The 24,692-nt window shown below is 39.1% G+C and carries 21 protein-coding genes and 1 pseudogene; 6 read left to right on the forward strand and 16 right to left on the reverse strand.

What is annotated here, in order from left to right:
* Nucleotides 1-12: 12 nt before the first annotated feature.
* The 8 genes from ACWIUO_RS03190 to ACWIUO_RS03225 all read right to left on the reverse strand — a co-directional run bounded on the left by ACWIUO_RS03190 (nt 13) and on the right by ACWIUO_RS03225 (nt 11,566).
* Nucleotides 13-135: a hypothetical protein gene (locus ACWIUO_RS03190; protein WP_454176493.1), complete on the reverse strand. Its 123-nt coding sequence runs from the start codon at nt 133-135 to the stop codon at nt 13-15.
* Nucleotides 128-2,344, reverse strand: a complete 2,217-nt coding sequence (locus ACWIUO_RS03195) for a DEAD/DEAH box helicase (protein ID WP_454176494.1) — start codon at nt 2,342-2,344, stop codon at nt 128-130. Before ACWIUO_RS03195 ends, ACWIUO_RS03190 begins: the two co-directional genes overlap by 8 nt.
* Nucleotides 2,334-3,644 carry a radical SAM protein gene (locus ACWIUO_RS03200; protein ID WP_454176495.1) on the reverse strand — a complete coding sequence of 437 codons (1,311 nt, stop codon included), beginning with the start codon at nt 3,642-3,644 and terminating at the stop codon, nt 2,334-2,336. Before ACWIUO_RS03200 ends, ACWIUO_RS03195 begins: the two co-directional genes overlap by 11 nt.
* Nucleotides 3,645-3,992: 348 nt before the next feature.
* Nucleotides 3,993-7,622: a carbamoyl-phosphate synthase large subunit gene (gene carB, locus ACWIUO_RS03205; RefSeq protein WP_454176496.1), complete on the reverse strand. Its 3,630-nt coding sequence runs from the start codon at nt 7,620-7,622 to the stop codon at nt 3,993-3,995.
* 536 nt (nt 7,623-8,158) lie between these two features.
* Nucleotides 8,159-8,425, reverse strand: a complete 267-nt coding sequence (locus ACWIUO_RS03210; RefSeq protein ID WP_454176497.1) for a type II toxin-antitoxin system RelE family toxin — start codon at nt 8,423-8,425, stop codon at nt 8,159-8,161.
* A complete protein-coding gene (locus ACWIUO_RS03215) occupies nt 8,403-8,651 on the reverse strand; it encodes a hypothetical protein (protein ID WP_454176498.1) in 249 nt (82 codons plus the stop codon). The genes ACWIUO_RS03210 and ACWIUO_RS03215 overlap by 23 nt, the downstream gene beginning before the upstream one ends.
* Nucleotides 8,652-8,710: 59 nt before the next feature.
* Entirely contained in the window at nt 8,711-9,850 is a 1,140-nt protein-coding gene (locus tag ACWIUO_RS03220) for a hypothetical protein (protein WP_454176499.1), read from the reverse strand.
* A 9-nt stretch (nt 9,851-9,859) separates the two neighbouring features.
* Nucleotides 9,860-11,566: an MBOAT family O-acyltransferase gene (locus ACWIUO_RS03225; protein WP_454176528.1), complete on the reverse strand. Its 1,707-nt coding sequence runs from the start codon at nt 11,564-11,566 to the stop codon at nt 9,860-9,862.
* Nucleotides 11,567-11,735: 169 nt separating this feature from the next.
* Between ACWIUO_RS03225 and ACWIUO_RS03230 the strand changes: the two genes are divergently transcribed.
* Entirely contained in the window at nt 11,736-11,873 is a 138-nt protein-coding gene (locus ACWIUO_RS03230; protein ID WP_454176500.1) for a hypothetical protein, read from the forward strand.
* 383 nt (nt 11,874-12,256) lie between these two features.
* Here ACWIUO_RS03230 and ACWIUO_RS03235 read toward each other — a convergent pair whose 3' ends face one another.
* The 3 genes and pseudogenes from ACWIUO_RS03235 to rpsB form a co-directional block, all read right to left on the reverse strand.
* Nucleotides 12,257-12,859 carry a YhcH/YjgK/YiaL family protein gene (locus ACWIUO_RS03235; protein WP_454176501.1) on the reverse strand — a complete coding sequence of 201 codons (603 nt, stop codon included), beginning with the start codon at nt 12,857-12,859 and terminating at the stop codon, nt 12,257-12,259.
* A 128-nt stretch (nt 12,860-12,987) separates the two neighbouring features.
* Nucleotides 12,988-14,055 (reverse strand): translation elongation factor Ts, encoded by a 1,068-nt coding sequence (tsf, locus tag ACWIUO_RS03240; RefSeq protein WP_454176529.1) that lies wholly within the window; start codon nt 14,053-14,055, stop codon nt 12,988-12,990.
* Nucleotides 14,056-14,206: 151 nt separating this feature from the next.
* Nucleotides 14,207-15,004: pseudogene (gene rpsB / locus ACWIUO_RS03245) on the reverse strand (30S ribosomal protein S2); the annotation flags it as partial.
* A 390-nt stretch (nt 15,005-15,394) separates the two neighbouring features.
* Between rpsB and ACWIUO_RS03250 the strand changes: the two are divergent.
* Both ACWIUO_RS03250 and ACWIUO_RS03255 read left to right on the forward strand, forming a co-directional pair.
* Entirely contained in the window at nt 15,395-15,919 is a 525-nt protein-coding gene (locus ACWIUO_RS03250) for a DUF4279 domain-containing protein (protein ID WP_454176502.1), read from the forward strand.
* 100 nt (nt 15,920-16,019) lie between these two features.
* Nucleotides 16,020-16,649, forward strand: coding sequence for a queuosine precursor transporter (locus ACWIUO_RS03255; protein ID WP_454176503.1), 630 nt, complete (start codon nt 16,020-16,022; stop codon nt 16,647-16,649).
* Between the two features lie 97 nt (nt 16,650-16,746).
* Here the strand turns inward: ACWIUO_RS03255 and ACWIUO_RS03260 are convergent, their stop codons facing one another.
* The 5 genes from ACWIUO_RS03260 to ACWIUO_RS03280 all read right to left on the reverse strand — a co-directional run bounded on the left by ACWIUO_RS03260 (nt 16,747) and on the right by ACWIUO_RS03280 (nt 20,036).
* A complete protein-coding gene (locus ACWIUO_RS03260) occupies nt 16,747-17,541 on the reverse strand; it encodes an alpha/beta fold hydrolase (RefSeq protein ID WP_454176504.1) in 795 nt (264 codons plus the stop codon).
* Nucleotides 17,542-17,743: 202 nt separating this feature from the next.
* Nucleotides 17,744-18,103, reverse strand: coding sequence for a holo-ACP synthase (gene acpS, locus ACWIUO_RS03265; protein ID WP_454176530.1), 360 nt, complete (start codon nt 18,101-18,103; stop codon nt 17,744-17,746).
* Between the two features lie 216 nt (nt 18,104-18,319).
* Nucleotides 18,320-18,874 carry a flagellar basal body-associated FliL family protein gene (locus ACWIUO_RS03270; protein WP_454176505.1) on the reverse strand — a complete coding sequence of 185 codons (555 nt, stop codon included), beginning with the start codon at nt 18,872-18,874 and terminating at the stop codon, nt 18,320-18,322.
* Between the two features lie 36 nt (nt 18,875-18,910).
* Nucleotides 18,911-19,723, reverse strand: a complete 813-nt coding sequence (locus ACWIUO_RS03275) for an RsmD family RNA methyltransferase (RefSeq protein WP_454176506.1) — start codon at nt 19,721-19,723, stop codon at nt 18,911-18,913.
* Nucleotides 19,680-20,036, reverse strand: a complete 357-nt coding sequence (locus ACWIUO_RS03280; RefSeq protein WP_454176507.1) for a hypothetical protein — start codon at nt 20,034-20,036, stop codon at nt 19,680-19,682. Before ACWIUO_RS03280 ends, ACWIUO_RS03275 begins: the two co-directional genes overlap by 44 nt.
* Nucleotides 20,037-20,918: 882 nt before the next feature.
* On the opposite strand from ACWIUO_RS03280, the gene ACWIUO_RS03285 reads away from it, so the two are divergent.
* Genes ACWIUO_RS03285 through ACWIUO_RS03295 form a run of 3 tightly spaced genes read left to right on the forward strand, consistent with a single transcriptional unit; the run spans nt 20,919 to nt 24,416 of the window.
* The gene (locus tag ACWIUO_RS03285) at nt 20,919-21,689 is read left to right on the forward strand and encodes a fumarate reductase cytochrome b subunit (RefSeq protein WP_454176508.1); all 771 of its coding nucleotides are present in this window, start codon (nt 20,919-20,921) and stop codon (nt 21,687-21,689) included.
* Nucleotide 21,690: 1 nt separating this feature from the next.
* Nucleotides 21,691-23,661, forward strand: coding sequence for a fumarate reductase flavoprotein subunit (locus tag ACWIUO_RS03290; RefSeq protein WP_454176509.1), 1,971 nt, complete (start codon nt 21,691-21,693; stop codon nt 23,659-23,661).
* Nucleotides 23,661-24,416, forward strand: a complete 756-nt coding sequence (locus tag ACWIUO_RS03295; protein WP_454176510.1) for a fumarate reductase iron-sulfur subunit — start codon at nt 23,661-23,663, stop codon at nt 24,414-24,416. Before ACWIUO_RS03290 ends, ACWIUO_RS03295 begins: the two co-directional genes overlap by 1 nt.
* Nucleotides 24,417-24,692 lie beyond the last annotated feature (276 nt).

Here is a 24,692-nt window from a genome sequence, read left to right on the forward strand (position 1 = left end):
AGTTTAAAAAAATCAATGATTTTTAAGGATTTTGTATAAATTTTCTTGTGGGATAGATTTGTAAGTGTTTGCATTTAGCGCGTCATAAATATGATAAAAAGCAAAATCCACTTGCAATGTATTTGTCTTAGTCATTATTAAACATATTTTTAGCCATTTTTAATAACTCTTTGTTTAGGTTTTGAGAGAGGCTTAGTTTGTGATTGATAAGGTCATTGATTTGCACCTCTATGCTATCTGCATAAAGCAATCTATAAATATGCACTTGCTTATTTTGCCCTATGCGGTGGATTCTGCTAAAGGCTTGCTCTTCTATCGCAGGATTAAACCAAGGCTCTAAGATAATGGCATTTTGCGCATTTGTGAGATTTAGCCCGACACCACCAGCCTTTAGACTTACCAAAAACACATTAAATGGGCTATCTTGTGCCTGAAATTGCTCGACTAATCTTGCTCGATTTTGTTTAGAGACGCTACCATCTAAATACAAAAAATTTGTTTTATCTAGCATAGATTTTAGTATGCCCAAGCTTTTTGTAAATTGCGAAAAAATGATGACTTTTTCTTGCTTATCAAGTATATCATTGACTAATTTTAATAGCGCATTTAATTTAGAATCGTGCAGATTTTGGCAATTATAAAGCGTAGAGGGGATAATCTTATGCAGACTACAAAATTGCCTAAGTCTTAAAAGCCCTTGCAATATGACAAAATTTGCCCTAGCAGATAGTTTAGATTTTAGCGCGGCACAAAAGATTTTATAAATTTCATTATATGCCTTTTTTTCACTATCGCTAAAATCTATCAAAATCGTCTCATCATATCTATTAGGGAGATTTAGCACCTCATCTTTTTTGCGCCTTTTGATAAATGGAGCTAGCAATTTGATACTTAAATGGATAGCATTTTGTGGGTTTTCCATAAAAGGGGCGATTTTATTTTCATATAGCCATTTAAAATTGACATTGACCGCACTCATCATATTCCACAAATCAAGCAAAGAATTTTCAATAGGAGTGCCACTTATGATGATAGTAAAATCGCGTTTGATTTGATTGATTGCGGTAAAAATCTGTGTTTTGTTGTTTTTGATTTTTTGGGATTCATCTAAAACTACAAGCTGATATTTGGGCAATTTTGCAAAATTGATTCTCGCACTTTCATAAGATAAAATTTGGATTTTAGATAGTTGCAAATTTGTAGAAATATCATTTTCATCTATGTGCGTAAATTTTAAAATCTCATTTTTCCAATTTTGCACAAGCGAAGCAGGGGATATGATAAGAATATTGTCAATATGATTAACCACAAAAAAACAAATAGTTTGCAGAGTTTTCCCTAGTCCCATATCATCGGCTAATAACCCACCCCACGCATTGTTTTTGTATAGATTGCATAGCCACAAAACACCTTCGATTTGATAAGGTTTTAACTCCACTTTAATGCTATTTTTTACATTGTCCAATGCGTAATCGCAAGGATATTGCACAAGATTTTTGATTTTTTCCAAAAATTCTACAATATCGCTTGATTGAATATGTGATTTTTGGATAATCTGCAAGATAGCTTTTTCACTCAAATCACTATCTTTAAAAAACAACACTTTATCATCTAACTCCACATAATTTCTACCCTTCAAATACGATTCTAATAAATTATTATACAAATCTATATCATATTCTAACCCCCTATCAAATGACAAAAATCCGCTAGACTTACTCCCAAAACTAACGCTTTTTTGTTTTTTATCTAGCGATTTGACAAGCACGATAAATTCGTTTTTTAGCATATTTAGCTCATCAAAAGAAAAATAATCATCAAATATATTTGAGACAATCGAGTTTGCCTTACTGATAATCTCTGCTGTATCCATTTTAAAAAGCATTTTATCTTTGATTATCAAAAAACTATATCCTAGCGGAATCTCATTGCCACTAAAATCAAAATAAGATTCCACGCGGCATTTGTGTTTAGAAATATGCTGAATGTAGATTTTGATATTTGTCGGTTTTAGCGTGCCAAATCTATATGGCTTTGATTCAAACGGGATTTTATAAATCCGCTTTAAACTTCTATTTTTGGTTTGTGTAAATAAGAAATTAAGATTTTCAATCTTTTTAAACAGCAAATCACAAAATAAATCTTTTTCTACTACAAATGGCGGATTTTTACCCAAAATCTGTTGCAAAAATATCAGCAACTCTCTCTCATCATCGCTAATTCTTGCATTTGCGATGACACTTTTTGTCCTCATAGCAGGTGCTAATCTATCTACGCATTGTTGAAATTCTACGCAGATTTTATCCCTGATAATGCTAAACCTAAGTCGCAAATTATATTGCATAAATGTATTTTAACCCATCTAGTAATGATTGCTTAAATTTTGCCCTAAATTTTTCATCACATTCTTTGGTTAATTTTTTATCTAATAATTCCTGCCTACCTCTAAAACTATATTCATCAATCCTACACCCACCCCCACAAATATACCTCACACTGCAATGTTTGCAAGGGCTTATAAAATCCACGCTACTTTGCTTGTTAAACTCTTTTGCTTTGCGCAAAACTTCTCCTAAATCATCATTGATATTTGCAAATGGTTTTAGCTCATCAACGCGATTGCAAAGATAAATATTTCCATTGCTTGAAAAGCTTAGATTCCCATAGCCACAATTTCTAACGCGCTGTTTTTTCTCCATATTTATCGCTAGATTTTTGATTTTGTAGTTTGGGTAAATTTTTTGCATTATCAAATCTGCTTTTTTGGCGTATTGTTTGGCTTTATCATCATATTTCATCGCTACACCGCGCCCGCCTAGCATTTTTTGTGAAACGATAAATTTTAAATTGTCCTCATATTTATGTAGTAAATTTGTCGCAAAATCTACAAATTTAGATTCCATTTCATCGATATTTTCATAAGTCGGGGTGGTAGCGATGATGACTTTTGCCCCGCATTTTAAAAACCATTCTACGCTAGATAATGCTTTTTCAAAATTTGAAGCACCGAGCACTTTTGCATTCATTTCCTCATTTATGCCATCAATGCTGATTTGTATATCATCGATAAACGGCGCAATATCACTAATCCACTCTTTTTTCCATAGCACACCATTACTTTTTAGCCTCACTATCATTCCAAGATTTTTGGCATATTTGATAATAGCCAAGCAATTTTTATGTAGCAATATCTCCCCACCGCTAAAAATCACTTCTTTTATGTCGTGTCTAGCTAGATTAGAAAGCAGGGCAAACCATTGCTTAGAATCTAGCTCGTTTTCATTTGCCTTGCCAGAATCCATATAGCAGTGTGGGCAGGACAAATTGCAAGCATTGGTTAAATAGATTTGTGCCGTATCGTATTCATCACACATTTCAAGCGATGTATCAAAAAACTCTCTATCCAAAATCTGTGCCACTACAAAATCAAAATCCGCTTGATTTGTCGCCATTTTTTCAGCTTTGGCGATTGTGTATTTTTGCAAGTTTTTAAAAATCTCTACTTGATTTGTGTTAAAAAGCCCTAGCGTATTTCCACAATCGCTAGCAATCACTAGCACTTCATTTTCAATCTCATAAAATTCAAGTGTTTTTGGCAGTGGAAGTATGTCATTTTCGTTGATTTGTTTGGTTGAAGTTGTCATTTAGAAGTCCAAAAAGAAGCGCAACTCTTAAAATTTCTCACTTTAAGAGTTGCTAGTTATGATTAGTTGCCATTAACAGAGCAGTTTTTAAAGCAATAATAAAATACAACCTCGTCTTTTATTTCTCGCTTAGCGATAGTAAAACTTCTCATTACAATGCTCCTTTACAAAAATTTAGAGCTAGCATTGTAAAAAAAAAAGTAAATGCAATACTTAATCAAACCTTAACTAAAATCAGCAAAATCTTAGCCAACACACAAAATAACATTGCTAGATTAAAGCAATGTATTTGCTAGCGATTTGTATCAAAATCTATCTTATTTTTTCGCTACAAAATCAAAAATCGCCCTAATCTTGCATAAATTCTTGCAAAGGTTTTGGGATATTACTATCTTGTTTTTGGATTTCTTTTATGGATTGTGCGGCAGCTAGGGCGGCGGCTATGGTGGTAAAATACGGAATCGAGTTTTTGAGCACTTCTCTGCGGATAGATTTTGCATCATTGCTACTTTGTGCGCCATCGCTTGTGTTTATCGCTAGGGCGATTTCTTTATTTGTGATGAAATCTTTGATATTTGGACGCCCTTCGCTTATTTTTAGCACACAGCTAGATGGGATTTTTGCTTTTTGCAAAATCTTATGCGTCCCGCTTGTCGCACAAATGCTAAATCCTAGCTCCACAAATGCACTAGCCACGCTAAGCGCAAATTGTTTATCACAATCAGCAAGCGAGATGAAAATCTTGCCCTCTTTTGGCAGAGTATTTTTGCTCGCATTTTGCGCTTTGGCAAAGCTAATCCCAAAATTGCGCGAAATCCCCATAACCTCGCCTGTGCTTTTCATCTCAGGACCCAAAATCAAATCCGCCCCGCTTAGTTTGCTAAAAGGAAACACAGATTCTTTCACAGCGATATGATTTAGTGCCTTGTGGCAAAGTGGCTTTGCGCTAAAATCAATGCGATTAAAGCTATCATAAAATTTCAATGCTTCGCGCAAAATTTGGCTAGATTTTGTATTGTCATATTGAGGCTTTGAAAAAGCCGAAATATCTCTATTTGTGAGTTTCTTCGCTTCGCTAACTCTCCGCTCAGAATGACAAAGGTGGGCAGATTCTAAGTTTAATGCGTGATTCCACATAACTCTTGTAGCGACTTTGGCAAGCGGTATCCCTGTGGCTTTGCTGACAAAAGGCACGGTGCGACTAGCGCGCGGATTTACTTCGATGATATAAAGCGTATTTTGGTGGATTGCGTATTGAATGTTTAATAAGCCTATGATTCCTAACTCTATGGCGATTTTTTCAGTGGTGGTGCGAATGGTTGCAAGCATTTTCTCATCGATATTTATGCTAGGCAAGACACTCGTAGAATCCCCGCTATGCACGCCTGCTTCCTCGATATGCTGCATAATCCCGCCGATATAGACTTCCTCCCCATCGCAAATCGCATCGACATCTAGCTCGGTAGCGTGGTCTAAAAATTTATCCACAAGCACGGGGCTAGACTCACTCACTCTCACCGCCTCGTCCATATAGGTTTTTAGCTCATCATCGCTTTGCACGATACGCATAGCGCGCCCGCCTAGCACATAGCTAGGGCGCACAAGCACGGGGTAGCCGATATTTCGCGCGATTTCATACGCTTCCTCTTTTTTATACGCGATACCATTTTGGGGTTGGTTGAGTTCTAGTTTTTTAGCAAATGTGGCGAACTTCTCTCTGTCCTCTGCGGTGTCGATTACGGCTGCCTTTGTGCCGATGATTTTTGCCCCGATGGTGGTGAGATTTTTGGCAAGTTTTAGTGGCGTTTGCCCCCCAAAATGCACGATTATGCCATTTGGATTTTCTCTCTCTATCACAGCTCTCACGCGCTCAAAGTCGATAGGCTCGAAGTAAAGAGTGTCGCTTGTGTCATAATCCGTGCTAACGGTTTCTGGGTTGCAGTTATACATTATGCTTTGCACGCCTAAGTCTTTGAGCGCGAAGCTAGAATGCACGCAACAATAGTCAAATTCGATGCCTTGACCGATGCGATTTGGACCCCCACCGATTATCAGCACTTTTTTGCTTTGCGCGTCATCTTTTTGGCAATTTTTTCTGTGGTATTCATTCGAGTTGTTTGTTTTGTAATCGCGTGCCGTGTGAGATTCTGCATTTATTTTGTCATTGCGAGATTCGGCGATAGCCGAATCGTGGCAATCTATATTGTTTTTTGTGGATTTGTGGATTGCCACGCTCGTTACACTCGTTCGCAATGACGAATCGTGGGTAGATTCTGCGTTGTTTGCAGAATCTACCCCTAAATCAATCGAAGTATTTGTCAAAGACAAATTGCTAGGCAAAGGATTGAGCGGAATCATAGAGTAAAGATATGGGGTTAATGCCTCAAACTCCGCCGCACAAGTATCCACCTCCTCATATCTTGCCACCACGCCCATTGCCTTTCTTGCCGTGTAGATTTCGCCCTCACTCATCTCCACGCCCTCATTTTGCGCCAAAAATCTAGCCAATGCCTTGTCGCTAAAGCCTTGCGATTTGAGAGTGCGCATAGCCCCCTCATCGCGTAAAATCTCGCTATTTACGCTTTTTTCAGCCTCCACTAGCTCATAGATTTGGTGCAAAAACCATTTATCGATTTTGCTAAGCTCCGCGACTTCATCGACACTAAGCCCCAGCCGAAAGCAATCCGCTACATACAAGATTCGATTTGCATTTGCCCTGCGCGTTTCTTTTTTCGCTAGCTCAATGTCGCTTGTCATACTATCTAGCCCGCAAAATCCATTCTCCAAGCTACACAACGCCTTTTGCAAGCTCTCTTTAAAACTCCCGCCAATCGCCATCACCTCGCCGATAGACTTCATCGAAGTAGTGAGAGTAGAATCTGCTAGCGGGAATTTCTCAAAAGTAAAGCGCGGGATTTTGGTAACGATATAATCAATGCTCGGCTCAAAGCTCGCAGGCGTGCCTGTGATGTCGTTTGTAATCTCATCTAGGCTAAATCCCACGGCTAGCATTGTAGCCACTTTGGCTATGGGGTAGCCTGTTGCCTTACTCGCAAGTGCGGAGGAGCGCGACACTCGCGGGTTCATTTCAATCACCGTCATTCGTCCATTGTTAGGATTTATGGCAAATTGCACATTGCTCCCGCCCGTATCCACGCCGATTTCACGCAAAATCTTAAAAGAAGCATCGCGCATTCGCTGATATTCTTTGTCGGTTAGCGTGAGCGCAGGGGCGATAGTGATAGAATCCCCCGTATGCACGCCCATAGGGTCGAGATTCTCGATAGAGCACACGATTATGCAGTTATCATTCTTATCGCGGATTACCTCCATTTCATATTCTTTCCACCCCAGCAGGCTTTCTTCGATTAAGATTTCATTTATCGGGCTTGCTTCTAGCCCCGCTTTTGCCAATGCCTTAAACTCCTCGATATTATACGCCACGCCACTTCCACCGCCCGCTAGTGTATAACTCGCACGGATAATAAGCGGGAATCCAATGCTTTGTGCCGCTTGCTCCGCCTCATCAAGCGTGTAGGCATAATGGCTCTTTGGCAAATCCATACCGATTTTTAGCATAGCCTCTTTAAACGCCTGTCTATCCTCGCCTTTTTTGATTGCGCTAGGATTTGCACCCAAAAATTTCACACCCTCCAATGCCCCGCTTTCATACATTTCCATTGCGACATTAAGCGCGGTTTGTCCGCCCATAGTAGGCAGTATCGCGTCAATGTTTTCGGCTTTTATGATATTTGCGATGACTTCTTGCGTGATAGGCTCGATATAAGTGCGGTGGGCAAAATCAGGGTCTGTCATAATGGTCGCGGGGTTTGAGTTTATCAGCACCACGCGGTAGCCCAAATTTTTTAGCGTCTTTGCCGCTTGCGTGCCCGAGTAGTCAAACTCGCACGCCTGCCCGATGACAATGGGTCCAGAGCCGATGAGTAAAATAGTGTTAATGTCGGTGCGTTGTGGCATTTGAGTCCTTTTAATGTGCTTGCAATGTGGCATTATGCTTGCATTGCTTGCTTTTAACGCCTGTGCGTTTGCGTTATTGCTTGATTAAATTTTTAAGCAAAATTTCAGCATTTTATACAAAATGTGCTTAAAAAGCCTTTAGATTTTGCGCGAATCTATCAAAAACTTATCTAAAATCATAGAAAAACAACAAATGTAAAATCTTTATAAAATCTGCTTTTGTGGGGGATTTTGGATAATAAAAAAGCTAAAATTTCAACAAACCCTGCTAATGCTAACAATGTAGCAAATATAAAATAGATTAAATTTGTTTAAACATTCACATTAAAAAATCCGCATTTAAAAAATCGATTTTGCTACCATTGCGTTTATATTTTTACATTTTATTTCGCAATCTTAATGACAAATAAAGGACAAATATGACAATTTATAGCGATAGATTCAAAGCACTACATTCACACCAAATCCGCTTACAAAAGCCCATTTCTAAGCCATTTCTTAAATAGGTAGCGACAAGGCTTCTTTGCTAGATTTGCCTAATACGCGCCCTCACGCGTGGAGATTTTGATGATTTCAATCAATAATTCGGTATTTTTCACGCGCCCTATGATTCGATAATTACTCACGCGCCACCGCCATAAATCTTTGCTTCCTTGCATTTTTTTGCAGTTTGGCAGGGCAGTGGGATTGTTTTCATAGCTCAAATTTGCCAAAAACACGCGAACTTTATAAATCCCCTTTGGGTCGCCATCGCCTTGCTTATCTAAAAATTTTTCGGCACTATTTGATAGGATTACTTGCATAGCTTCTCATTTCAGCTTCTAATTCTAATCTAGCTTGTTTGGCTAAATCAGGGTTTTCACACGCCCATTTGTCAATCTTTTTTATCGCTGGGGAATCTTCTAGCGCATAATATTTTGGCTCTTTTGATTTGCCGATTTTGCATTTGACATTTGCGGCTTTTGCCATATTTTTAAATGCCCTCAAAAGCTCATCGCTAGGGTTTTCTAGTGTCAAAATCGTAGTCATTTTTTGTCCTTTTAAATTTAAAAATGCGATATTTTACCCAAAAATCCTAAAAACGCACTTTACTTAGCCAAATCTTTCTTGCTTTGCGCTTCCCACGCTTTGATTTCGGCGATAAGCGGTGCAATGTCGTAATTTTTGATTTTGGATTCCATTGTGGATAAATATTTATCGATATTTTGGGGTGTTAAGATATGCGTCCCATTCGCGATTGCGTCTAATTGCATTGAGTTCATATCGATATTGTAATGCGTCAAATCCTTGTAGTTTGCAATCTCATCGGCATAGTCCAAATCATCAAGCCCATAAATCGCCACATTTTTTAGATTCGCCACTTCATTTACAAGCCATTTTAAAATCACTTTTTCTTTGGGGTAAATCTTATCATTTAACCGATACCAAAGCCGTGAATATGCAGGGATAACGACATAAAATTTAGTATTTGGATTTGCCCTAGCAAATACCAAAAGATTTTCCTCCAAAAATTTTTGATTAGATTCTATCGAATCACTAAAAGGCGTGGGATTATATGGTGGCGGTGTTTTCATCAATGATAGTTCTTTTATCGTGTCTTTGATTTGGTCATTTTCGCTGTTTTCTAGCCATTTTTGCATTCCGCCAAATCTAGCATTATGCCCAATATCTTTTATCCAAAGCCAACTTATAAAATTATCCAAATCCTTGCTCCCCACGCAATCTCCACTCTTTGAAAATCTAATCGCACACAAAACAAACTTTTTATTAAAATAGATTTTTAAGTCATTTAGCTCGTTATCGTCATAAAGAAACGCAAAATTTTTAGTGTCATTTTTGTGAGTTTCTACCAAATGTCCTATATCAAGCGAATAAATGATATTTTTGGGTTGCGTGTGTTTTAACATATATTTCAAAATCACAGCTCGTTCATTGAGCGCAAAACCACCGCTAGAAATATTTGCCCATTTATTGCCAAACTTTTGATTTGCATCTTTTGATAAAATATTTTCCATCATTGAAGTGCCCAAAATAAACGAATTAAAATCATAATGTTTCACAATGCCTTTGATTTGGATTCGCGAATCTCGAATAAAGGTTGTATCCCTAAAATAGGGCTTGTGCCACACTTGCAATGGGTCGTAAATATAAAGCAACGCACTTATCAAAATAGGTATTAAAAAACTTAAAGAAAAATAAATCAAAATAAATCGTTTGTATGGATTCATAACCTTTCCTTAAAAATTAAAATACAAAAATGGCGAATAGTCGTTTGCCAACATTGTAAATAATGCAAAAGCTGTGAGAGTTGTGGCAAATAAAATATTTTTCCAAATAGGACTAAAATTTTGCAATTTTTCAAAGCTATTTTTCGCAAAAACGCACACAAAAATTGCGATAATGATATAAAAAATCGTGTCATTTCGTCCGCTGATTTGCGCTAGGGTTTCTGGCATTCTATGCCATTTTTGTGGCAAATCAACCCACACAATCCCAAACATACCTTTGAGTAGATTCGCCGCTCCGCTTACATTCTCCGCCCTAAAAAATACCCAAGCGATATTTATAAAATTAAATGTGATAAACCACGCAAGGATTTTGTAGATTTTGCTTTGGGTAAATGCTAAAAAGTGCGACTTGCCAATCTGTCCCCCCTCCCTTGCGAAGTATTTCCCCAAATTTTCCCCCTCCCTTGCGGAGGGGGTTAGGGGGTGGGTATATTTATCATTTGAAAATTTTACGCCACTATTATTTTGTGCTTTTAACCCACCCCCTTTATCCCCCTCCGCAAGGGAGGGGGAAAGTGTGGAATTGTCCTCCGTAATGGAGGTGGAATTTGTGGATTGCCACGATTCGGCTAAAGCCGAATCTCGCAATGACGAAGTGGTGGCGATTCGTGTTTGATTCGTGGATTGCTTCGATTCGCGTTGCGAATCTCGCAATGACGAAATATTTGCATTTAATGAATCTATAAACCACGAATACACCCTATGAATCACCATTGCCACTCCGTGCAACACTCCCCAAATCACAAATCCCCACCCTGCGCCGTGCCAAATGCCACTTAAAAATGCTACGATAAACAGATTGCGTAAATTTAAGATTTTGCTCACACGACTGCCACCTAGCGGGATATAAAGGCACTCTTTTAAGAAACGCCCCAAAGTGATATGCCACCTGCGCCAAAATTCTGCGATATTTAGCGATTTGTAAGGTGAGTTGAAGTTTAGCGGTAGCACTATGCCAAACGACAGCGCAAGTCCCATCGCCATATCGCAATATCCGCTAAAATCAAAGTAGAGTTGAAATGTGTAGCTTAGCGAAGTCGTCCAAGATTCGGCGATATTTAGGTGTCCGCCGTTTTCGACAATGCCAAATCCTGCATTTGCCCATTTGGCAAAGCTATCAGCGATGAATACTTTTTTGAATAAACCAATGCTAAAAATAAAAATGCCTTTGGCTAGATATTCGTAGTTGATTGCGTCATTGCGAGATTCTGCGACTTTGTTAAAAGTTGCAGAATCGTGGCAATCTATTGCGCTATTTAAATTATGGATTGCCGCGTTCGCTTCGCTCACTCGCAATGACGAATCTTTTGAATCGCTTGAATCAGTGCCCATTTTAGCAAATTGTGGCATCATTTCGCGGTGATGGACAATGGGACCCGCAATAAGTTGCGGAAAAAAGCTAATAAACAACGCATAATCGATAAAATCTATTTTTAGATTTTCGCTAGACTTCCCTGTTGCGTGTTTGTAGCAGTCAAACAAAAATGCGATTTGCTGAAAGGTAACGAAACTAAGCGCAAGGGGCAAAAGAATATGTGGCAATGGAATCTCAAAATCCAAATGCGCTATTTGGCTAAACAAATTGAAATTTTCTAACAAAAAATCCGTGTATTTAAAAAAGCAAAGTAAAGAGAGATTAAAGATAATGCCTAAAATGAAGTAGAATTTTGGTGTGAAAAATTTGTCATTGCGAGAATCGCGTAGCGATTCGCGGCAATCTACACTTGTGTCGTCATTGCGAGAAAAACCGCTAGATTTTTCGTGGCAATCCAAATCTTTTTTATGGATTGTTTCGGTTTTTTTAAAGCCTTGTGATAAGAAAGCAATGTTAGATTCTAGTGAATCTTGTAATGATGTTTTACTAGAATCTAGCGTGCTTGAAGTTGCGCGTGAAGTCGCCCCCCCCCCCCCCCGTTTTCACACAAAGTCGTGCAACGCTAAAACGCAAAATCGCTTTTGCTAAAAAGTAATTCACAATGATTGAGCCAAGCATTATAGGCAAATACGCCACTTTCCAAAAGGCGTAAAAAAATAACGATGAAGCAATCAAAAATATTTTCGCCCAAAGAAAATGCGCTTTAAACTTTGCATTTTTTAGCAAATAAAAAACTATCCACACAATAGGCAAAAATGCAAAAATAAAAGCAAATGATGAGAAAAGCATAGAATATCCCCTTTAAGTGATTTGTAAATGATTTGAAAGATAATATCTTGCGATAATGTATCCATACTACAAAGCAAAAAACAATGCAGAAAAAAGCGCAAAAAAAGCCAAATGTGATTGTAACAAAAAAAAAAAAAAAACGAGTTTAAAAAGAGGCAATCAAAGTAGTTTTTGAAAATATTTTAAGGGAAAAGCTCTAGTGGGACTTTTAGGACGGTTTTAAAAACTTCGGGGATTTTTTTGGCAGTAGCACCACCAAAATCCTCTAGCCCAAGCCCACCTGCATGGACATCTTGTGGGAAAAATACCGCCAAAGTCCCTGCGTTTAGAAAAAGTTTGGAGCAATGATTAGGTGTCTTATATACGAGCAAATCCTTCTCTGCATCGTATTTTTCCTCTATGGTGCATTCGCTACTAGGGGCTATCAAAAAATACTCCTGCCCGCGCACAATCAGCTGAAAATCTACAAATTCTTTATGGCTTTCAAAAAACGCTTTTGATTCTAGTTTGAGTGGGTAGCTTTGCTCAATAGCATAGATATTTTTGGTAATTTGGATTTTGCTCTCACCCTTTGTGGATAGGATTCGCTGGTGGATAGGGCTTTTGGGCGTGAGTGCCTCTAGCATATATGGATACACATATTGCAATGCTTCAAACACATTTGGAGGCTCTTCATTTACGCTGTTTGGTTTGATTTGCGCGCGATTTTCATCTAGATTTAGGCTATCAAAAAACTCTGGTGCAAACACTTGCAAAAGTCCGCCTGCTTTGCCAAATACTGCCATTTCTTACCCCTTGTATTACTCCGTTTTGCAACGAATCTATGCTAGATTTTCGTTTATTATAGCGTTATTGCAAAATCTTTTTGCAAAAATTTTTTGCTATCCTTTATTTTATGTGTTTTGTATTGCTTTTATTTCATCTGTGCGGCGACTTCATCAGCGAAATTTTCAGCCTTTTTTTCTATCCCTTCGCCAAGCTCAAATCTCACATATTCTAGGATTTCTATATTATCGCTCCATTCTTTTGACTTATCGCTCAAAACTTGGGCTATGGTTTTTTTGTCATCTAGGACAAAAAACTGCCCTAACAAAGTCAATCTCTGGTCAATTAGCGTATTATCCGCGATAAATCGCTCAATTTGCCCGGGGATAATCTTATCCCATATCGCTTCAGGCTTGCCCTGCTTAGCTAGATTTTCTTTGAGTTTGGCTTCTTGCTTGGCTAGCACATCATCGCTAAGCTGGGCGCGTGAGACATACTCTGGCACATTTTTTAGAGGTTTGCCAAGTCGCTTTAGCTCTTCATTTTCTTTTTCGATTTCAGCTGCAAGGGCTACGCATTCTTTTTGCAAAAACTCATCACTAAACCCCGTATAATCAAGCACTGCTGGCTTCATAGCCGCTGCGTGCATACATAGATTTCGCACAAGTTCGGCGATTTTGTCTGTATTGGCACTATTGTCAAATTTCGCACTGATAAGCACGCCTACGCGATTATTAAAATGCACATACCCATTTACAAGCGTATTTCCGCCCGCTTTTATGCTTTTGATTCTGCGGACGATGATATTTTCGCCAATTTTTGCGATTTGGCTTTTTAGATAGTCATCAAAGCCAACGCTATCTACTTGCAGATTTTGCAAATCCTTAGCGTCATTTACAGCATTTTGGTAAGCAAGCGAAGTGGTTTTTGACACTAAATCTTTAAAATTATCATTTTTAGCGACAAAATCTGTTTCGCTATTTATCTCTACAAGCGTGGCTTTAGAAAAATCCTTTGCCACTTCCACAGAGATAACGCCCTCTGCGGCTACTCTATCAGCTTTTTTTGCCGCCTTGCTTAAACCTTTTTCACGCAGATATTCTACCGCCTTTTCCAAATCCCCATTTACTTCCACAAGTGCTTTTTTGCAGTCCATCATTCCTGCATCTGTCATTTCTCTTAGCTGTTTTACAAGCTGTGCGCTAATCTCACTCATTTTCGTCCCCCTGCGTCTTGCTAGATTGTGTCTTTGGGGCTCTTGGCGTGCGAGGGGCTCTAGGCGTCCTAGCGCGTGGTTTTGCCTCATCTGTCTCACTTGCATTTCTTGTGCTTCTTGCTTTACTTGCGCTAGATTCTCTCTCTAAGCCTTTTTCTAAATCTTTGTTTGATTCTTGCATCGCTTCTTGCAAGACTTCTTGTTTTTCCTTATCGCTTGCTGGCACTCGCTCGCTAGATTCTGCGAAATCATTTTCATCTAGATTATCCGCATTCATCTCACGCCCTTCGATGATAGCCTCACTCATTTCCTTGCAAAATAGCTGTATGGAGCGAATCGCATCATCATTTCCCGGGATTGGATAATCCACCTTATCAGGGTCGCAGTTTGTATCAAGCGGGGCGACTACGGGTATGCCTAGCCTGCGCGCTTCTGCTACGGCGATTTTTTCTTTTACCACATCGATGACAAAAAGCATATCAGGGGCTTTTTTTAGATGTCGCACACCGCCTAAATATTGCGTTAGTTTTTCTTTTTTGCGAAGTAGCATTAGTTTTTCTTTTTTGGTTAGCAAGTCGATTTGTCCGCTAGATTCCATTTCTTCGATGATTTCTAGTTTTCTCACGGAGCGTTTAATCGTGCTAAAATTGGTTAGCATACCACCTAGCCAACGATAATTCACATAGGGGACATTTACCTTTTGTGCTACCTCTTTGATAGCATCGCTTGCCTGTCTTTTTGTCCCTACAAACATTATCACTTTGCCTTGTGAAGCTGCCTCTCGCACAATATTGTAAGTGTATCGAAAGTATCGTAAAGTCTTTTGTAAGTCGATAATGTGGATATTTTTTCTAACCCCAAAGATAAATGGTTTCATCTTTGGATTCCACCGCCTAGTCTGATGCCCAAAATGCACGCCACATTCAAGCAAATCTTTCATTGTTACCATTGTAAATTCTCCTTTTTAGATTGGTTTGTCCTCCACGCTCTTTAACGATAAAATCTACTCAAATGCCAAAATCCATACTCAAAATCTATGCTTTTGAAGTAGCGATAATTGGCTGTTTTTGGATTTTAACGCAACGCAAATAAGGAATAAGCGTGTGTGAAATGTGCCTAAATATCATAAAATATTTTGGCAAAAAGACGAGGGGGATTTTAGCCTAGTATTCCTAATTTTTTGCTTAAATTTAGCAAAATCAAAGCAAAACCACTCACAAATTCAAACAAACAAAACAAATTTAGCTTTTTGCGATAAAATGCGCGTTTTGTCGATTGAGGCAATGGGCTTACAAGGCAAAAATTAGATTTTGTATATTTGATTTAGGAAGTTTGGGCTATGCAAAAGCGGTCGTATTTTATGCTTGGGATTGAGCTGTATATGGAGGATTTTTTGCCATCGGTAGTGTATGCAAAGCTAGGACTTCGCCCAAATGAGTGCAAAATCGCCAAAAAAGAAGCGATAATTTTAAACTACAAAGAATGGAAAAAACAACTAGAAAAATACGAAAAATCCACAATAAGCACCTCCCAAAACAACGCAAAATCCACACAAAACACCCAAAACACGCTAAATGACATAAAAATCGAAGAGACAAACGCCATAAAAGGATTTTACAAAATCCACTCCAAAATCTTTAATGCCAGCTCTTTTCGCAAAGAATGCGATAGGTTTATCTCTAAGCTAGAAAAAAAGAAAAAAACCCTGCTTAGCATAAAGCAATCACACAACGCATTTATCGTGCTTAGAATCTATGCTTTTGTAAATAAAAAAGACTTTCTAGGGCTAAATCTATCCACAAATGCTAGCAGATTTTGCGCAAGTGTGAATGCTAGGATTTTGACACAAATAAAAGTGCTATAAAGCAAAATCTAACATATAAAAACCTTAAATAAAAATGCAAAAAATACCAAAAATCTAAAAAAGACAAAATCACAAAATAAACAAAAACTAAGGAATCCAAATGCAACAACTCCCCGACACAAACTCCACTGATTCTACGCCAACGATAAAGCCAGCCACACCCCAAAAAAAACCAAGCAAAATGCCCCTAAAAGTAATGCTTGTTAGCTCGCTACTTTTAAGTAGCATAATCATCATCGCAAACTACACCGTGCAGTTTAAGATAGGCTCTACGCCACTCACTTTTGGTGCGCTTACTTATCCTTTTAGCTTTTTGTTACTTGATATTTTGAGCGAAAAATATGGCAAGACAGAAGTCATAAAAGTGCTTTTTTTGGGGCTTTTGCTTGCTTTTTATCCCTCATATTTTGCCTCCACCCCCCAAATCGCCCTCGCTTCTATCATCGCTTTTTGCGTGTCTCAGCCACTTGATGTGGCGATTTTTTACGCGCTTAAGACTTACGCGCCAAAGCATTGGTGGCTACGAAATGGTGGCTCGACACTAAGCGCGCAATTTATCGATACGATGGTGTTTTTTTGCGTGGCTTTTTGGGCTGTGCAAAGCGTGGGAGAATCGCTACAAATGGCATTGGCTGATTATTGTATCAAAGCTATTGTAAGCCTTGCAAACACGCCATTTTTTTACCTGCTCGCTATTCGGGCTAAAGCGATTTGGCAACATATTACTTAGGATTTTGAAAATATTCCAACGACAAAAAATTGTTTGTTAGATTTTGCATAGCGCAAAATCTAACAAAGGCTTAGCATAAAATAGATGATAAAAACCGCTATTTGTTTAGTATTTTTTGTAATTCACTAATGAGATTGTCTAAAGAATGTGGATTTAAAACAGCCACATTTATGTCATAGCATTCGCCCTGTATATTATTGCCAACAAATGTAGTAAAATCATAGCCCATTCTTATGTGATGGATACTAGATTTATTTAGCGGAGGGGGCAATCTATCGGTGTAAGTATTTATGTTGGCTTCTAGTCTTTTTATTACGCCTTCGTATTTATGCAAATGGTCTGTCTTGCTTTCCAAAAAATCAGAAAAAAATTTTATTGCTCTTGTAGAAAAATTTGTATATGATATTATGTTTATCATCGTTTTTATCATATCTTGCAACAATCCGGGGGAATTGTATGTATAGCATTCTTTTACCGCGCTAGGATACATAAAGCAAAAAGCCTGTGCCAAATAACCACCAAGAGAATGTCCTACGACAATCAGTTTTTCATCGCCTATTCGCTCTCTAATGGTTTCTTCATAAAATCGCGCTAATTCATAACATTGTATCGACACTTCTCCCATAGACATTTTTGTATCTGCTGCCATATCTTTCATACAGACTTCTGTCCCGCAAATAGCCAAAATCTTTTGATTTTGATTGAAAGTATCTTTAAATAATGTGGCTGAAAATCCATTAACGGTGTCTGGCTGATAAGCTAAAATTTTGAAGCGATTTTGAAAATCTATGGTTTTGTGCTTTGACTCGCTATAACTGCAATCCGCACATTTTGCATAATCCAAAAATTTTCTCACTAAATGCGGGCGTAATTGAAGTTCATAGTTTGCCATTGTCTTATTCCTTTTTTGTTAAAGTTTTTTTTGGGGTGGGCTAAAATGCGAAGTGCATTTTAAAAAAAATAAAAATATGTAATCCTACAAAAAAAACGAATGATAAAAGTATGGTAGAAAATCTAGCAAGAATGTTTTTTAGATTTTGAGATGGCGTTGATATATGTGGTGGTTTTGTATTAGATTAAATATTGGATTTTGCCTAAAGATTATACGCGCATACCACAGCGATAGCAACCCCTCCATCGTGGCTTATGCTTAGAGAAAATGCCTTGTTGCCAAAAAATTTTTTTGCGCGTTTGGAGAGGGCGATTTGTGGGGCTTTTGTGCTTGAGTATGAGAGAATCATATCTTTGAATGTTAGATTTTGGCTTATGCCTACGCCAAGTGCTTTGCTACACGCCTCTTTGCTAGCAAAAAATCCCGCTACGCTCGCAGATGCAAAGCCTCTTGCTTCTAGCAATCCTATCTCACTTTTGCGCAAAAATCGCTTCAAAAATGCCTCTTTGTGCTTTGCCAAAAGTCGCTCTATGCGTGCGATTTGGACTATATCCACACCTATGCTGATTTGACTAAACTTAGCAAAATCCGCATTTACGCGCTTTTTTGATAGTGGATTTTTATCTGCGTGTTTTATGTTAGCGATTTTGCTATGTTTTTTGTGCTTTTTTTTGCTTGACATTGCTAGGCTACATACATTTGGCAAATATTGCAAAATCTAAATGTGGATTTCAAAAAGCGCAAAACTACGCAAAATCTACCAAAATCTAAACCAAACTTATCCAACTTGGATAATGTAGTTTGTGAAAAGCACCGCGCTTACTTCGCCATCCATTAGGTATTCATTAAACCTATCTTTTAGCTCATTTAGCGCGCGATTTTTGCCCTTTGTGGTGTTTAGCTCTTCGGGGCTTTTGGTGCTTAGGACTTCTATGATTGTGGCTTTGATGATGTCTAGTTTGCGCTCCACTTCGGCTTGGAGTTTAGCATCGCTTAGCACCAGAGATACGCTTACTTGCAAAAACGCTGTGCGTCCTTGCCCAGCTAGATTTATAAGAAATGGTTGCCCAACGATTGGGAAAATGGGTCCGGGGTTTAGAAATACCGCGCTCTCACTACTAAGATTTGGATTTCTTTTGAGGGATTTTTCTTGCTTAGCGGGCTGTTTTTTTGCTCCTTCTTCGGCTTCTTCTTCCTCGTGTCCTCCGCTCATTAGCATTATCACCACTATTCCTATGATGATTAGAAATAGCACCGCACCTAAGATGATAAAAAGCATCATCTTATTTCCGCCTTTTGCTTCTCCTTGTTGGCTGTTTTCTTCTTCTGTCATTGTTGCTCCTTTGATTTTGGGTTTTATTTAGGCTTTTTAGCTATCAAAATATGGGGCAAAAAAAGTAACCGTGCTTTTGCCAAATGTCCTTTGCTTTATCTTAAAAAAATCCCCTAAGCACTCCTCAAACGAATACAAACTGCTATGCTCGATAATGACAAGCTGCAATGCTAAGGAATGAATGTGAGCGATAATATTAGCGCATTTTTCATAAATATCGGCATAATTTTGCCTTATAAAAAATGGCGGGTCAATGTATAAAATGTTGGATTTTGCTAAATGCTCCAAAGTCGATAAAAATGGTGGTAGATTTTGCAAACTATCGCCTGCAATGATTTGGTATGGTTTTTGAGTGTTTGTTTGCGTGATTTTATCGCTATTTTTTCTATTTTTCGTGGATAGATTTTGGCTAGATTTTGACAAGCTAATAGATTCTAACGCGCTAGAATCTGCCAAAAAACTAGAATCTTTATGCCTCTCTAAAAGTGCTAGATTTTTTTGTAGCACTGCTAATGCCTCTTTGTCTTGCTCAAAAAAAATTGCCTTTTTTGCGCCTCTACTTAGGGCTTCTATCCCCATACTCCCACTCCCGCTAAACGCCTCGATAAACTGCGCCCCGATAATAGAATTTCCCAAAATATTAAAACAAGATTCTTTTAATATCGATTTGCTAGGGCGTGCGCTAGATGGGGCATATAGCTTTAGTCCTTTATATTTGCCGCCTATCACACGAAGCGTTTTATTTTGTGCGGATTCTCTTTTGGATTTTTGATGAGAAGCGTTTGGCGTGATATTTGTTCGTGTGCTATTTTTGGGATAGGATTTCATAGAGTTTTTGGCGGAAGTCATTTAGTGTGTCTTGGATAAGTGCGTCTATTTTGGCAAATGTTTTTGCATCTTTTGGGCTAAGTTTTGTGATTGGTTCGGCTTTACAATATCGCTCATAAAAAATCCGCAAATTTGCTTTTAGCGTCTCTGGCGTAAATGGCTTTTTGATATGCGCCCCGCTAAAATTGCCCACCAAACACACGGGCTTCATATCGCAAGCCTGATAGTCTGAAAGCACAAAATCACATTTTTCTAGTGAGCTTTGGTAGTCTTTTAGATATGGCTCTAGGCTTTTTTGTAGGAGCTCAGATTCACACATTATGGCGATTTTCATTCGTGTTTCCTTGCTTTTGTTTTAGGATTTTGCTTATAAAAATGGCATTATACGCTTTTATCTTAAATGCTATTTTAAGAGTAATCAATCTAATTAAAGCATTTTTAAGTAGATTTTGGCTAAAATCCCTCCGCTCCTTTTTAGACCTATGCAAGGTGGATTCTAGGCAACGCTTCAGGGTGGAGACACAGCAGAGCACTTAGATTTTGCCTGTGCCGTAGGTATCTAAAGAGGAGTTTTTATCCCCCTATGCTTACAAATCTACTTTAATCACAAAATCCCCAAAATCCACTTTAGGCATACAAGATCTACTTTTTCTATCATTTTTTTATCAAATTTTCTTACCAAAAATGCTACTAAAATAACGCAAAACTACATACTTTAATTAAGTGTGATTTTTGGCTTTTATTTTTATCACTTTCGCATTCATTTGATTTTGGGAAAATCTAGCCAAAACTAACACGATTTTATTAACAAATTTTGCCCATATTTGCAAATCATTTTTTTCTACAAATGCGCATAAAACAACTTATACACCGATATTTAATCGATATATTCCACACTCTCATCTACCATTATAAACGCACAATAAATGCACATAAACTTCACAAATTATTAACAAATTTTTCGCAAAATTCCCAACTTTTTGATAAATTGTTATTGATTTATATTATAATTTTGGCATCGTTTTTGAGAATGCTACTCTACTTTGGTGTCTAGGATTTGGGTGTTTTTTGGATTTAAAATGCTAGATTTCTTAAATATCGCATAAATGATTTTATGTGATATTTAGATTTTAGCTCCTAGATTCTGTGTATTGTGGGGTTTTTTAAGACGAGATTTTGTGCCTTTAGATTCTAAGTCTTAGTGAAAGGAGAGAATATGCAAGACGAGAGGATTATTGAGAGCTATACGGGCGTTACCACAGAGCGCAAAAAAAGCAGAATGCCCGCAAGGCTAGACTGGTGGCAAAGTGCCACAGGGCTGTTTTTGGGGCTGTTTATGATTGCTCATTTGTTTTTTGTATCTAGCATACTTATTAGCAAAGAAGCGATGTTTTTTATCACCAAAATGTTTGAGGGGAGTTTCATTTTTGGTGAAGCTGGCAAACCCGAAATCGTGGCATTTATAGCGGCTATTGTGATTGTGGCGTTTGTAGCGCACGCATTTTTGGCGATGAGAAAATTTCCTATCAACTACCGCCAATTCATCAAGCTAAAAACGCACAAAAATCTTATGAATCATGGCGATACGACATTGTGGGCGATACAGGCTTGCACAGGGTTTGCGATGTTTTTCCTTGCTATGCCACATCTATTTGTCAATCTCACTCAACCTGAAAACATAGGACCGCTTACTTCTTCATTCCGCTTCGTGCAACAAAACTTCTGGCTACTTTATATTTTCCTACTTTTTGCAGTCGAGCTACACGGCTCTATCGGGCTATATCGCCTATGTATCAAGTGGGGTTGGTTTGAAGGGCTAGGACTAAAGACATTACGAAGTATCAAATGGGCAATGTCTGTGTTTTTTATCGTGCTTGGGCTATGCTCCTATGCGGCTTATGTCAAAATCGGGCTAGGTTTAGACGCGCATAAAAGCATACACGATTACAGAGTCATAGACGAACAAACACAAGGAAGAGGAGAGTAAGATGAAAGTAGTATATTCAGACGCGTTAATCATCGGTGGAGGCTTAGCGGGGCTTCGCGCAGCAGTAGCTGCTAGACAAAAAGGGCTTAGCACGATTGTCCTATCTCTGGTGCCTGTGCGCCGTAGCCACTCCGCCGCCGCACAAGGCGGTATGCAAGCAAGTCTAGGCAACTCAAAAATGAGCGATGGAGACAATGAAGACTTGCACTTTGCAGACACGGTAAAGGGAAGCGACTGGGGTTGCGACCAAGATGTCGCTAGAATGTTTGTAACCACCGCACCAAAGGCGATTAGAGAGCTTGCCTCTTGGGGTGTGGCTTGGACTAGAATCCAAAAAGGCGATAGGACAGCGGTTATAAACGCCCAAAAAACCACCATTACCGAAGAGGATTTTAGGCACGGATATATCCACTCTCGCGATTTTGGTGGGACAAAAAAATGGCGCACTTGCTACACTTCTGATGCCACAGGGCATTCTATGCTGTATGCCGTAGCAAATGAAGCCTACAAACACGGCGCAGACATACAAGACAGAAAAGAAGCAATCGCCCTTATCCATCAAGATGGCGTATGCTATGGGGCTGTGGTGCGCGACCTAGAAAATGGCGAACTAATCGCGTATGTGTCAAAAGGCACGCTGATTGCCACAGGTGGCTATGGCAGAATCTACAAAAACACTACCAATGCCGTAATTTGCGAGGGCATAGGGCTTGCTATCGCACTTGAAACAGGCGTGGCAAAGCTAGGAAATATGGAAGCAGTGCAATTCCACCCCACGCCACTTTTCCCAAGCGGGATTTTGCTTACAGAGGGTTGCAGAGGCGATGGCGGGATTTTGCGTGATGTCGATGGGTATCGCTTTATGCCTGATTATGAGCCTGAGAAAAAAGAGCTTGCAAGCCGAGATGTCGTCTCACGCAGAATGATTCAGCGAATCCGCGAGGGCAAGGGTGTAAAATCCCCTTATGGCGACCATTTGTGGCTTGATATTACGATTTTGGGTAGAGAGCATATCGAGCGAAACTTGCGCGATGTCCAAGAAATCTGTGAAGTATTTGCAGGGCTTGACCCCGCAGAAAAATGGGCGCCTGTCAAGCCTATGCAGCACTACTCAATGGGCGGTATCCGCACCAACTACAAAGGCGAGACTTACCTAAAAGGGCTTTTTGCCGCAGGCGAAGCGGCGTGCTGGGATATGCACGGGTTTAACCGACTCGGTGGAAACTCTGTAAGTGAAGCGGTGGTAGCTGGTATGATTATCGGGGATTATTTCGCGCAGCACTGCGTAGAATCCCAAGCAAATATCCACACTTCTGTGCTTGAAAAATTTGTCCAAAGAGAGCAAAGCTACCTAGAATCTCTTGTCAATAATAGCGGTAGCGAAAATGTCTATACGATAAAAAACGCTATGAAAGAGATAATGGAAGAAGATGTGGGGATTTTCCGCGATGGCAAGGGATTAGCAGATGCGGTAACGCGACTAGAAGAGCTATATAAAAGAGCGAAAAATATCGGCATCTCAAACAAAAAGCTACACAACAACCCCGAGCTAGAGGACGCATACCGCACGCCAAAAATGCTAAAACTAGCACTTTGCGTGGCAAAAGGTGCGCTTGATAGGACAGAATCTAGAGGCGCGCATACTCGCGAAGATTTCCCAAAACGCGATGATGAAAAATGGCTAAAACGAACGCTTACAAGCTGGGAAGACCCCACACAGACAATGCCTACGGTAACTTATGAGGAGCTTGACATTATGAAAATGGAGATTGCGCCCGGATTCCGTGGATATGGTGCAAAGGGAATGATTATCGAAAATCCGCTCTCAGCCAAACGCCAAGAGCAAATCGATAAAATCACTGCCGAAATCCAAGCTAAAGGTGGCGATAGATACGAGCTACAAGAAGCGTTGATGGATTTTAACTTGCAGCCAAAATACAAGGCTAGAAACCAACGACTAGGAGATAAATAATGAGCACACAACAAAAAGGACGAACCCTAACCATTCGCGCACTAAAATTTGACCCAAAAAGCGCGGTGTCTAAGCCACATTTTGCCGAGTATAAAATCGAAGAAACCGATTCTATGACGATTTTTATCGTGCTAAATATGATACGCGAAAAGCAAGACCCTGATTTGAGTTTTGACTTTGTGTGTCGTGCGGGGATTTGCGGAAGCTGCTCTATGATGATAAATGGACGCCCAAGACTTGCTTGTCGCACACTGACAAAAGATTTCCCCGATGGTGTCATCACGCTTATGCCATTGCCTGCGTTTAGGCTTATCAAAGATTTGAGTGTCAATACGGGCGAATGGTTTGCGGATATGACAAAGCGCGTGGAGAGCTGGGTGCATACCAACGAAGAAGTCGATATATCCAAGCTAGAAAAGCCTATCGAGCCAAAAGAAGCTGATGAAGTGTTTGAGCTTGATAGATGTATCGAGTGTGGGTGCTGTATCGCTAGCTGTGCGACAAAGATAATGCGCGATGACTTTATCGGCGGCGCAGGTATGAATAGAATCGTGCGCTTTATGATAGATTCTCACGATAAGCGCACCGATGAGGAATGGTATGAAATCGTAGGCGATGATGATGGCGTTTTTGGCTGTATGAGCCTTATCGCTTGCCACGATACCTGCCCCAAAAACTTGCCATTGCAAAGCAAAATCGCATATTTGCGTAGAAAAATGGTAAGCGTGGAGAGCTCCAAAAAAGCAAACGCCTAAATCTACGCGCACACTTAGTGGCGTTTAGCAAATAGGCTTAGATGCGTAGAATCTAGCGCGTGGATTTCATATATTTATATGATTTTCGCGCTAGATTTTGGTATTTTTTCAGCATTTTTGTATTTTTTAACCTTTTTTTTTGATTCTTAAAATCTACTTATTTTATAAAATCCTTACAAAATCCAAATCATTTTTTAAAATCCACCCCCTAAAAAATTACCCTAAAAAATCCACCTAAAAAACCTCATAAAATCCCTCTTTGCAAAATCTAGCCAA

The organism is Helicobacter sp. T3_23-1056 (assembly GCF_053654535.1).